The organism is Planktothrix sp. FACHB-1365 (assembly GCF_014697575.1).
Taxonomy (GTDB): Bacteria; Cyanobacteriota; Cyanobacteriia; order Cyanobacteriales; family Microcoleaceae; genus Planktothrix.
In genome coordinates this window covers 608,780-620,490 of the sequence record NZ_JACJSC010000001.1, presented here as the reverse complement: position 1 = coordinate 620,490, position 11,711 = coordinate 608,780, and the positions used below count along the sequence as shown (strand labels likewise).

Genomic DNA, 11,711 nt, shown 5'->3' with positions numbered 1-11,711 from the left:
TCTTGATCAAAATGAACAACGTTGAGGCATTGAATTGGAATTCAGTTTAGGCGAGTTGATTTTGGGTTTAACTTGCTCTGTTCCAGTTTGCCATAGTTTACCTAAGTTTAAAGACATTCTAGTTCAGATTGCTGCTTCACTTGACCGGACTTAACTTTTAAACTGGGTTCGATCAATAAGTCTACCACTCCGGTACTACAAGATTCTTCATAGGGTTGAACCCGAAACATCCCCACATCAATACAGCGATCTAAATAAGTAAATTCGCCCTCTACAATACCCGAAACTCCTGCATTTAGGAAATAAACATCCGGGGATAATTGACATTCAAACTTAAATTTGATCGCAATTATAGTACCTGCTTCAATGTGTTTAATTGATTGAGAAGTTGCTAAAAAGGAAGCCCCCGCCAATTCAAACCCGCTTACCGTTTTAATTAACATTCCAAACCGCACATGAGAAGCTGGTTTATCAAATCTAACAGAATAGGCATAAATATAGCTACTTCGAGCAATTAAATGATTAACAATTTCCCCGGATAAAGTGGTAATATGGGGTTCTATAATTTCAGCCCCACGAGAAGGATATTTAATCGGATGATCAGGAACTAATTTCGGATCAAAATAATCTTTATAATGCCCATTTTTAGGTTCCCATGAGGATAAAGATGTAGGAGAGGCTGGGTTTTCAGGATGGAAGTTATTCGGTTTAGAGGGTGGCGAAAGAGTTTCAGGAGGTTGGGAAGGTTTATGACTTAATTGTTGAATTTCATCTCGAATCATTGCCATTTGATCCGCATCCGCATAGATCATTTTTTGATATTTAGAAATGATCATTTTAGGCGTATGTTCGAGTAATAATTCTCCCCGATCCATTAATAAAGCCGAGTCACACAGTTGAATAATTGAAGGGGCAGAATGGGAAACAAATAAAATCGTTCCGCCTCGATCTTTGATTTCATGAATTCGACTAAAACATTTGCGTTGAAAGGCTTCATCCCCTACGGATAAGGCTTCATCAACAATTAAAATATCGGGATTAACACTGGTTGCCACCGCAAATCCTAAACGGACATACATTCCACTGGAATAGGTTTTGACTGGTTGATCAATAAAATCTCCAATATCAGCAAAAGCCACAATATCATCAAATTTAGCTTCTATTTCCTGGGTTTTTAATCCCAATAATTGACCATTAAAAAAAACATTTTGCCGTCCGGTAAATTCAGGATTAAACCCACTACCCAGTTCTAATAAAGCTGAAACTCGACCATTGACTTCCACATTCCCTTGAGTGGGGGTTAAAGTTCCCACAATAATTTGTAATAGGGTGCTTTTTCCCGAACCATTGCGCCCAACAACCCCCAAAGTTTGACCTTTCCAAACTTGTAAATTAATATCTCGTAATGCCCAAAAATTATGCGCCAAACTTTGACTTGGCATAAAAACTTCCTTCAATCGATCAACCGGATGGCGATAACGTTTGAAGCATTTAGAAACATGATTAACAGATATAGCAATTTCGCTCATTCGTTGTTGATTTCCCGGTTTATCAGTGATCAGTTTGTGTATCGGTTTAGAAATACCTTGTGCGTGTGTGAGGAACTGTCACCGTTATAAAACGTCAGCAAAAGCTGGACGTAACCGCCTATAAACCCATAAACCTCCATAAAAAATAACCACGGCAATCATTGAGGACATGGCTAATTCTCCCCAATGTTTCATTTCCCCGACTAAAACTAAATCTCGATAAGCTTCAGAAAGTCCAGTAATGGGATTGCACCAAACAATCCAAACTTGCCAAGATTCAGGAACTTTACTCACGGGATATAAAATGGGTGTGACATAAAACCAAAGATTGAGAATCACACTTAAACTTTGGGGAATATCTCGCAAAAATACCGTCAGTCCAGCCGTTAGATAGCCTAATCCCGCCGTTAATAGAACTTGGGGTATCCACACCAACGGCAGTAACCAGATGGTACTATGCAAAATTTGAGCAGACAAGGCAGTTAGCACAATTAAGGCAATTAAGCCAAAGGAACTTTCAATAAAGGCTGAAAAAATCGGGACAAGGGGTAATAGTCCCAGGGGAAAAACCACCTTTTTGACTAAATTGGGTTGTCCCACCACTGATGCAGCCGCTTGGGTTAGACCGTTGGTAAAGGCAAACCAAGGAATTAACCCTGCAAACAGCCACAGTCCAAAGGCTAATTCATTATCAGGAAATCCTTCAAGATTGAGTTTGACCTTCAGAACAATCGAAAAAACATAGGTATAAATCAGCAATTGGGATAACTGATTTAATAGAGGCCATAGGTTGCCGAGAATCGAACCTTTGTATCGTGCCTCTAAATCCCTTCGGACTAATGTACTGAGCAAATTGAGTTTGAGGGATAATTGGCTATTGGCAAACCGCCAGCGACTTACTCGCCCCGCTCTATGCACAACACCTTTCATTGGGACATAAGCAATTTTTTCGTCCTCGTTCACTACACACACCTTATGTTCAGATCCTTTGCAGGGCTGCGGGAAATATCCTAGCCACTGGATTTTTACTGCCAGATTTAATCTTAGTCAATAAGTGTGCCACATAAAGTGTCCAGATGCTAGTCTAATGGTTCAGTTGCTTAGAGGAAGAGGGTTTGAGGCGATGGGAAGCGAGAAACCGGGTTTCTAGCAAGGTTCTGTGTTTAAAACCGATATTTTTATGAAGAAACCCGGTTTCTGAACTCTCTACGGGGGAACCCAGAAACAGGATTTCTAGCAAGGTTCTGTGTTCAACAGCAATATTGTGTTAAGAAACCCGGTTTCTGAAGTTCTCTGATTTGAAGATAACAAACCCCTCAATAAAATTCAAGCTAAAATTATCGATTTTGAAAATAACTATTGTTTCGTTAATGAACATTAACCGATAAGGGCAAAAAATGTATAAAGCCTTGAAATAAATTTCAGGCTAAGAGCTAAAACCCGTTAAAACGGGCTAATAGAATCGTTATCTTTAGATAACTTTAGCTTTTAGCCCGAAATGCAAGTTCAGGGCTATCCTGTTTATTAAATCGTTAATGATTATTGAAATTAAACGGATGTTAAAAGACATGGTATAAATTAATCCCATCACCTTGCAGCAGAGAGGTCGGGGGTGTGATCTTTCTCCCCTCGCCTTGCAGCAGAGGGGTTGGGGGAGAGGTCAAACCCTAGTCAAATAGTCTTGACCGCCCCCACATTCTAATTAATGGGCTGAACCATTACCGTGGTAATTATCGGTATCATAGAAACCGTTTTTGGTTCCGAAGAACAGACAGGAAAGGGTAAATAACACCGTTAATGCGGCTAAGACAAATTTAATATCCATTGTGGGTTATGAACTCAACTCGAACGCCTTTGATTGTAGACCCATCTGAGTTGGAGTATCCATCAACTCAGGTTGCACCTCAATTATTGGGGTGTACTTTGGTGCGACAACTCCCCACTGGAGAACAAATTCGGGGTTTAATTGTGGAAACAGAAGCCTATGGACTCAATGACCCCGCTTGTCATGCTTATCGTCGTCGAACTCCTCGGAATGCGGTGATGTTTGGCCTAGCAGGAATTAGTTATGTTTATTTTATTTATGGGATGTATTGCTGCTTAAATATTGTTACCGATGTTGAGGATGTACCCAGCGCTGTTTTAATTCGGGCTTTGCAGTTAGAGTCTATTCCGGTTTCTATTTTAGCCCCCCTGGAACAAACCCAACCGTTAACTCCAAAACAAAAGATTCGTTTAGCTTCTGGCCCAGGGAAATTGTGTCGCTTATTGGATATTAATACTCAGTTTAATGGTTTACCGCTTCACCCTGATCAAGGGTTATGGTTAGAACATCGAACTTCAGCCTTTCAACAGAGTTTAGAACAACAGCCGAATGCTATTATCCAAACGACACGCATTGGGCTCTCTCAAGGACAGGAACTCCCTTGGCGATGGTATTTGGCTCATTGTCCGTCAGTTTCTAAAGTTTAATCGGTTAAAATAGAACTGATTGTTTTCTCCTGCTAAAATATAGCTCAATAATGACCAAAAATCAAGTTTTTAAAATAGGTTTAGGAATATTGGGACTGGGATTTATTCTCGATCTCAGTGCTAAATTTATGGCTGAATTCTTCTGGTTTGAGGAAGTCGGTTATTTATCGGTTTTCAAACAACGATTAGTCACAGAAATTGGGTTAGCTATATTAGGTTTATGTATTACCGCAGTTTGGTTGGGGGGAAATATAATAATTGCCCGACGTTATCAATATTTACCCGAACATTTACAAAGGAAACCCCCTGTTAATATTTTTGATATTTCTAATGAGAATTTACCCAAGTTTGCATTAGGATTACCTTCTCTTTTATTCTTTATTCTTAGTTTATCTTTTTTCTTGGGTTTAATTGTTATCCACTATAGCCAGATTTTTATTAGTTATTGGCATTGGGATTCCAGTCAACCGCTATTTTCCAACCTCCCGGCTCAGTTTGAACCTCAAATTATTGAGAATTGGATTAAAAATTTTCAAGCTTATACTTGGAAACTTCCTGTTTTATTGACTTTGATGATTTCTATTTTATGGAAACCTTTTATTGTTTTTAGTTTATTAGCTTTAATCTTTAGTTTTGGGTTTAGCTTGGTCTTGTCGAGCCATTGGGCAAACGTTCTACAATATTTTAATCCAACTTCATTTAACCAAACAGAAAACTTATTAGGAAGAGATTTAAGCTTTTATGTCTTTAATTTACCCATTGTTCATCTTTTAGAATTTTGGTTAATGGGATTATTTTTAGTTAGTTTTATTAGTTGTAGTTTAATCTATTTACTTTCAGGGAATAGTCTGAGTAAAGGACATTTTCCTAGTTTTTCACAACCTCAGCAACGTCATCTTCATGGATTAGGTGGATTGTTAATGCTCAATAGTGCAATGCGCTATTGGTTAGCTCGTTATGAACTTTTATATTCAAGTGACGGCGTAATTTTTGGGGCTGGCTATACCGATGTCAACATATTAAAGCCGGGTTATTTACTCTTATCTATACTTGCTTTAATTATTGCTATTTTTATGTTATGGCAAGCCACATTTTCTGTTAAAAGAATTCGACCTTATATTGAAATACTATTAAGATATACTAAATTATATCGTTTTAAAAAACGTTCTAACTCAGCGAGGGATAAACTATTTGCTGATAGCTATTCTTTAAGAGCTATTTTTACTTGGTATTTAGGAATTGCAATTATAGTCGCAGGTTTTATACCGGGTTTAGTTCAACGATTGATTGTTCAACCTAACGAACTAGAGCGGGAATTACCTTATATTCAACGAAGTATTGAATATACCCGCAAAGGATTTAATTTAGATAAAATTAAGGTTGAAACTTTTGATCCAAATGCTCAACTAACCTACACCGATATTAGAAATAATAACTTAACCATTGATAATATTCGTCTTTGGGATAAACGACCTTTATTACAAACTAATCGTCAATTACAACAAATTCGCCTCTATTATGAATTTTCTGATGCAGATTATGATCGTTATTCTATCTTCAATCAAACTGCTTCAGGAGAATTAAGCACTAATTTACAAAAACAACAGGTACTAATTTCCCCCCGTGAATTAAATTATGAATTAGTTCCCGAAAAAGCTAAAACTTGGGTCAATAAACATTTAGTTTATACTCATGATTATGGATTTACTTTATCTCCCGTTAATACCGTCGCCAATGGCGGACTTCCTGAATATTTTGTTAAAGATATTGGCGCTGATCCCGAATTAGATGAAGATACAACTTTACAAGTTTCTCCGCGAATTCGCAATCTTATTCCTATTGGTAAACCTCGAATTTATTATGGGTTACTGACCAATACTCAAATCATGACTTCAACCCAAGTTAAAGAACTTGATTTTCCCCTGGGAAATGAGAATGTTTATAACACCTATGATGGAGAAGGCGGAATTGTCATTGGAACTGGATGGAAGCGCTGGTTATTTGCTTATTATTTAAAAAATTGGCAAATGTTATTTACCGATAACTTTACCTCAGAAACTAAATTCCTTTTCCGACGTAATATTTTAGATCGAGTTAAAGCGATCGCTCCTTTTCTCCATTATGATAGTAATCCCTATTTAGTGGTTGCAGATGCGGATTTCGAGGATTCTGAATCAGATCCTCAAGCTCCATCCACTGATCACAACTATTTATATTGGATGATTGATGCCTATACAACCAGTAATTTTTATCCCTATTCTGACCCCGAAGAAGCCGGATTTAATTATATTCGTAATTCCGTTAAAATTATTGTAGATGCTTATAATGGAAAAATTAAATTTTATTATTTAGAACAAACTCAAGATCCAATAATATCGACACTCAGAAGAGTTTTTCCTAATTTATTCCATCCCATTGAAGAAATGCCAATTATGCTTCGCCAGCATATTCGTTATCCGGTGGATTTATTTACAATTCAATCTCAACATTTATTAACTTATCACATGAGTGATCCCATTGTTTTTTATAATCGAGAAGACCTCTGGCGGGTTCCCGTTGAAATTTATGGAGATCAACGACAAGCGGTTGAACCTTATTATTTAATTATGCGATTACCAACAGAAAGATCTGAAGAATTTATCCTCCTTCACCCCTTTACTCCCGCCAGTCGCAATAATTTAGTTGCGTGGTTAGCCGCACGTTCTGATTTAGAAAATTATGGTCATTTACTGTTATATCGTTTCCCCAAACAACGCTTGATTTTTGGCCCGGAACAAGTTGAAGCTTTAATTAACCAAGAACCGGATATTTCCGAACAAATTTCTCTTTGGAATCGTCAAGGATCACGGGTAATTCAAGGAAATTTATTAGTCATTCCCATTGAACAATCTTTACTTTATGTTGAACCTTTGTATTTAGAAGCAACTGAAAATAGTTTACCGACGTTAGTGCGAGTAATCGTAGCCAGTGAAAATCGAATTGTGATGCGACCGACCTTAGAACAAGCCTTAAGAGATGTCTTTCAAGCACCACCTATTATTCCACCTGAGAATATCCAATTACCTCAACCTCAACCGAGTTAAAGGAAATAGGGAATCAGGAACAATATATAGCGCTACGCATTACGGTTAGGACATTTTTAAACTCTAAAACCCTTTCACTTCTTACTGTTCCCTGTTCCCTGTTCCCTGTTCCCTATTCCCTGTTCCCCTCTAATGTAGAAACTCTAAATAGCTTTGACTCAATTCTTTAACGGCTAATTCATAAAATTGTTGACCGTGTTCTGGAGTGGCTAACGCAGGATTAGACCCCATGCGACCATCGGGATAATGTTGACGAAAATCCTGTGCACCATAAATAGGATATCCTTTGGCGACGTCCGGTGTCAGGGGGGCTTGCTTAATCGCATCAGGATAAATATATTGGGTTAAAGCGACTTCGCTCGGTGTAGCATGGGAACCTTCTTGATCTCCATATAACTCTTTTGCTAATTTATAAACGGAGCTACACATAAACCAATTTCCCACTTGACATTTGACTTGATCAGCTTTAGGTAAATTGATATCTCCAACATGAGCGTAAGTTTCCGAAAAAGCGGCTTTCAGTGTGGCAATATTGCCTCCATGTCCGTTAATAAAAAAGTAGTGAGTAAACCCTACTTTCGTTAAACTTGTGATATAATCTTTGATTACCTGAATTAAGGTGGTCGGTCTAAGGCTGATTGTGCCTGGAAAGGCGGTGTGGTGTAACGCCATACCGACGTTGATAGTGGGGCTAACTAAAGCTTGGGTAGCTTCTCCAACTCCTTTGGCGATGGCTTCGGCGCAAATCGCATCCGTCCCGATCAATCCCGTTGGGCCATGTTGTTCTGTAGAACCAATGGGAATAATAATACCTGAAGAATGGGTCAGGTAAGTTTCGACTTCTTGCCAAGTGCTTAGATGCAGTAACATTATGTTAAGTTAAGTTAAAATCAATCTCTTTTATTGTAGCGATTTAATCTATCGGTTTGGATACCAAGACAGAACGACGATAATCCCGCGAATTGAGCCATCAATCTATATCAATCCCTATCCTTTTCAAATTTTCATCTGATTAGAATAATTTAACCGAAAGATTACCCAAGCTTTACCTTGTGTTAACCTTCTCCTAATACGATAAAAGCCATCTCCACTAATTCAGATTCCAAACAACCAGGCAAATTGAGCGTGAACAATGCTTAAAAACCTAGAACCGAAGCCCAATCAGGATGAGTCTGACGACCCCCCCACCAAGCCCGGGGTAGGATTTGTTGTAGCAGTTCAATACCGGGATTCCCTCTGTGAAGGAATTCGCAACGGAGAACATATTTATGTTGGATGGTTAACACTCGGCTAACTCCTCAGAATGCCGAATGATGAGCAGCGACCCTTAATTGCTGCTTTCCCTACTCTGTTATCATCCAACACAACAAAATTTTTTTATGTTTTCTCCTGAATTAAGCGAGAGTTCTTCCCGTTCCGATGTCAGAAACAATGGTCAAATTTTACTGTTAGAAAACGAACAGCCTTGGCGGGAGATGCTTTCCCTGGCGTTAGAAGAACAAGGTTATCGTGTCATCGTGGCTTTAGATGGGCGAGATGCTCTCCCCTCAATCCAAAACCCAACTTCTGCCATCAGCGAATTTCCCTTTAACCTTTTAATCATGGACTCGATTAATGGGTTAGATCTGTGTCGTATGTTACGACATCAAGGAAATTCAGTCCCGATTTTAATTATTGGGTTGCGGGAAAGTGCCAATAATTCGGCTTTTTATTTAGAAGCAGGCGCCGATGACTATCTGACTAAACCCTTTGGAATTCGGGAGTTTATGGCGCGTTGTCGGGCGTTAATGCGTCGTCAACGCCTCGGTCAACTCCCTGCACCCGTTATGTTGCAATATAAAGAAGTTATTTTGTATCCAGAAGAATGCCGCGTTTTGCTACGGGGCGAAGAGATTAAACTGTCCCCGAAACAGTTTCGGTTACTAGAACTTTTCATGAGTTATCCCCGGCGAGTTTGGTCACGAGAACAATTATTAGATATTATCTGGGGACAGGATTTTATTGGAGATAGTAAAACCGTTGATGTTCATATTCGCTGGTTACGAGAAAAATTAGAAATAAATCCTAGCAAACCCGAATATATTATTACGGTTCGGGGGTTTGGTTATCGATTAGGTTGATATTCTCAGGTCTGAAGACAACTGAATTTGTTTTGAATTAACAAACTGAAACAATTTTAATTAACCGTTCAGCACTATCCCCATGAATGATGGCATCCCTTTAAATACTCCCTTTTATTCAATAAAAGGGGAGTTATTATTTCATGCTTATTTATCATCATGAAACTTCTCCAACTCAATCATCAATACCGCTTAAAAGTTTTATGTCTCTGAAGCGCCGTGATTTTCTATTCTTATTTTCTGCCAGTTTTACGACAGTAGCAGTCGGATCTTGCCAGAAGTCCACCAAATTACCTTTGATGGAGTCATTTTCGCCCCCCAAAAGTTCCCCATCCTTACCTTTCAAACCGATGAAAGGGCCATTACCAAATGCCTCTGATTTAGTTAATCCGGCTTACCTGTCTGAATCTACAAATCTCGTCAGTGTTCCCCCTATCTCTAATCAAATTCAAGCCTACAGTACCTATCAAGTTGTAGATGATTTAGTGCTACCCGAAGGATTTACTTATGATGTTATTGCCAGTTGGGGGGACAAAGTAGGAAATTCTCGGTTTGGATATAACAATGATTATGTTTCCTTTGTGCCAATAGGGGAAAATGAAGGTTTTTTGACGGTTAATTTTGAGTATATTAGTCCGGGGATTTGGTTTGAAACATACTCACAGGTAATTGGAAAACCGTTATCTTTGAAAAAAATTCAGTCCTTGACCCAAGAGCAGAAAATTAATGCGTTTGCATTACCTGAAAAAGATTTATTACGACAGGAAATTGTACAACTCTCCCAAGAAGGATTAATTGATTTAGGGATGGGGGTAATTTCTGTTCAGCGTCAAGCCAATGGCCGTTGGGTGCGAACCTATTCCCCAAATGATCGACGAATTACTGGACTATCAGGGTGGAAAGATCAACATTATTTAAAAGCGACAGGGCCAGCCGTTGCTATATTTCGCAAAAAAGGTAAGGGATACAACGATCCATTTGGGGAAAAAATTATTGGGACTTTTAGTAATTGTGCTGGAGGAACAACGCCTTGGGGAACGGTTTTGAGTGCGGAAGAAAATTTCCAAAGTTATGTCCCTGAAGCGGTTTATCCCGATGGAACTGCTTATCATCCCAGTGAAACCCCCTTTATATTAGAAAAAATGGAGGGTTTAGGAAATGTTTTTGGACTGGCTGGGAATAAATATGGTTGGATTGTGGAAGTTGATCCCACGAATCCACAGGATTATGGGACAAAACATACTTGGCTCGGACGTTATCGTCATGAGGCGGTTGGGGTGCGGGTGGTAGTGGGTCAACCCTTAGCATTTTATTCAGGATGCGATCGCCTAAGCGGACATTTATATAAATTTGTCAGTAAAAACACTGTTAAAAATGCCCAGGATAAAAAAAATTCCCAGTTATTATCCAAGGGGATGTTGTATGCGGCTCAATTTAATCCTGATGGTACAGGTCGCTGGATTCCTTTAAAAGCCGATACCACCGTAAATCCCGATCTCCCAGGTGTTCATGCGGGAGGCGTGATTAGTTTACCCCAACGACCTGATGGCGGCAGTTTTGTGGCTAAAACCCAGGAAGATATTCAACGCTTTAAGCAACGCTTTAAAACCCTTGGCAATTTATATACCGGAAATCCAGAAGAGCAACAAGGCGCGATTTTAATTGATGCTCACTTAGCCGCGAGTGCTGTTGGAGCAACCTGTACGGCTCGACCGGAAGATACAGAAGTGGGGCCAGATGGGGCCTTATTTATTGCGTTTACGTCCGGTGAGGCGAATGCTGAAACGGGGGGGCCTAACCTACAGATTTTTAAACATCCTTCTCAAGAAAAACCCTATCAATACGGATGGGTGATGCGTTTAGTAGAAGAGGGGAATGTCCCCCAGGCGATGACCTTTCGATGGCAAATGTTCGCCACCGGAGGAGAAGTCGCTGAAGGGGGGTTAGGGTTTTCCAACCCCGATAATTTAGCCCTCGATGCCGCTGGGAATTTATGGATGGTAACGGATATTGCCACCAGTAAACACAATCAACCCGTTACCCAAGGTCGTTTGGATGAGAACCAACAACCTTTAGAGGAAAAGGATTTATTAGGGGTGTATGGCAATAATTCCGTTTGGTTTTTGCCAACATCTGGGGACGCTGCGGGTCAAGCCTTTTTATTTGCCATCGGGCCAATGGAATCTGAAATGACGGGACCGTTTTTTACTCCGGATCAAAAAACTTTATTTATGGCGGCTCAACATCCGGGTGAGTTGCACCGGACTCGTCAGAATATGGCAACAAAAACACTTCAATTTGCATTGCAAACTACCGAGGGAGAAGAGTTTATGCAAACTCGTCAGGTTCCTGTCGGATCGAACTGGCCCACTAAGAAACCCAATGACCCCCCTAAGCCATCAGTTGTGGCAATTCGACGGATCAATTCTCAACCCCTTGTTGAGAAGCGAAACCCGGTCTAAGCCAAGCTTCTACTGATAGAATTAAGTTGAAAATCAACCTTGACT

7 protein-coding genes are annotated in these 11,711 nt (G+C 39.6%); 4 read left to right on the top strand and 3 right to left on the bottom strand.

The features are described 5' to 3' along the window. Nucleotides 1-107: 107 nt before the first annotated feature. On the bottom strand, nt 108-1,529 hold the full coding sequence (locus tag H6G57_RS02670) for an ABC transporter ATP-binding protein (protein ID WP_190515774.1): 1,422 nt from the start codon (nt 1,527-1,529) through the stop codon (nt 108-110). Between the two features lie 84 nt (nt 1,530-1,613). Then, entirely contained in the window at nt 1,614-2,459 is an 846-nt protein-coding gene (locus H6G57_RS02665; RefSeq protein ID WP_190516296.1) for an ABC transporter permease, read from the bottom strand. 903 nt (nt 2,460-3,362) lie between these two features. Here H6G57_RS02665 and H6G57_RS02660 point away from each other — a divergent pair. Beyond that, the gene (locus tag H6G57_RS02660) at nt 3,363-4,001 is read left to right on the top strand and encodes a DNA-3-methyladenine glycosylase (protein WP_190515773.1); all 639 of its coding nucleotides are present in this window, start codon (nt 3,363-3,365) and stop codon (nt 3,999-4,001) included. 50 nt (nt 4,002-4,051) lie between these two features. Next, nucleotides 4,052-7,084 carry a UPF0182 family protein gene (locus H6G57_RS02655; protein WP_190515771.1) on the top strand — a complete coding sequence of 1,011 codons (3,033 nt, stop codon included), beginning with the start codon at nt 4,052-4,054 and terminating at the stop codon, nt 7,082-7,084. Between the two features lie 129 nt (nt 7,085-7,213). On the opposite strand, the gene H6G57_RS02650 is transcribed toward H6G57_RS02655, so the two are convergent. Further along, nucleotides 7,214-7,954 (bottom strand): creatininase family protein, encoded by a 741-nt coding sequence (locus H6G57_RS02650; protein WP_190515769.1) that lies wholly within the window; start codon nt 7,952-7,954, stop codon nt 7,214-7,216. 509 nt (nt 7,955-8,463) lie between these two features. Here H6G57_RS02650 and H6G57_RS02645 point away from each other — a divergent pair. Both H6G57_RS02645 and H6G57_RS02640 read left to right on the top strand, forming a co-directional pair. Beyond that, nucleotides 8,464-9,204, top strand: coding sequence for a winged helix-turn-helix domain-containing protein (locus tag H6G57_RS02645; RefSeq protein WP_190515767.1), 741 nt, complete (start codon nt 8,464-8,466; stop codon nt 9,202-9,204). A 203-nt stretch (nt 9,205-9,407) separates the two neighbouring features. After that, on the top strand, nt 9,408-11,666 hold the full coding sequence (locus H6G57_RS02640; protein WP_190516295.1) for an alkaline phosphatase PhoX: 2,259 nt from the start codon (nt 9,408-9,410) through the stop codon (nt 11,664-11,666). Nucleotides 11,667-11,711: the final 45 nt, after the last annotated feature.

What these genes read in the sequence shown, in the direction of transcription:
- H6G57_RS02650 (WP_190515769.1), bottom strand. Translation starts at nt 7,954, where the DNA reads ATGTTACTGCATCTAAGCACTTGGCAAGAAGTCGAAACTTACCTGACC.
- H6G57_RS02660 (WP_190515773.1), top strand. Translation starts at nt 3,363, where the DNA reads ATGAACTCAACTCGAACGCCTTTGATTGTAGACCCATCTGAGTTGGAG.
- H6G57_RS02655 (WP_190515771.1), top strand. Translation starts at nt 4,052, where the DNA reads ATGACCAAAAATCAAGTTTTTAAAATAGGTTTAGGAATATTGGGACTG.
- H6G57_RS02640 (WP_190516295.1), top strand. Translation starts at nt 9,408, where the DNA reads ATGTCTCTGAAGCGCCGTGATTTTCTATTCTTATTTTCTGCCAGTTTT.
- H6G57_RS02645 (WP_190515767.1), top strand. Translation starts at nt 8,464, where the DNA reads ATGTTTTCTCCTGAATTAAGCGAGAGTTCTTCCCGTTCCGATGTCAGA.
- H6G57_RS02670 (WP_190515774.1), bottom strand. Translation starts at nt 1,529, where the DNA reads ATGAGCGAAATTGCTATATCTGTTAATCATGTTTCTAAATGCTTCAAA.
- H6G57_RS02665 (WP_190516296.1), bottom strand. Translation starts at nt 2,459, where the DNA reads ATGAAAGGTGTTGTGCATAGAGCGGGGCGAGTAAGTCGCTGGCGGTTT.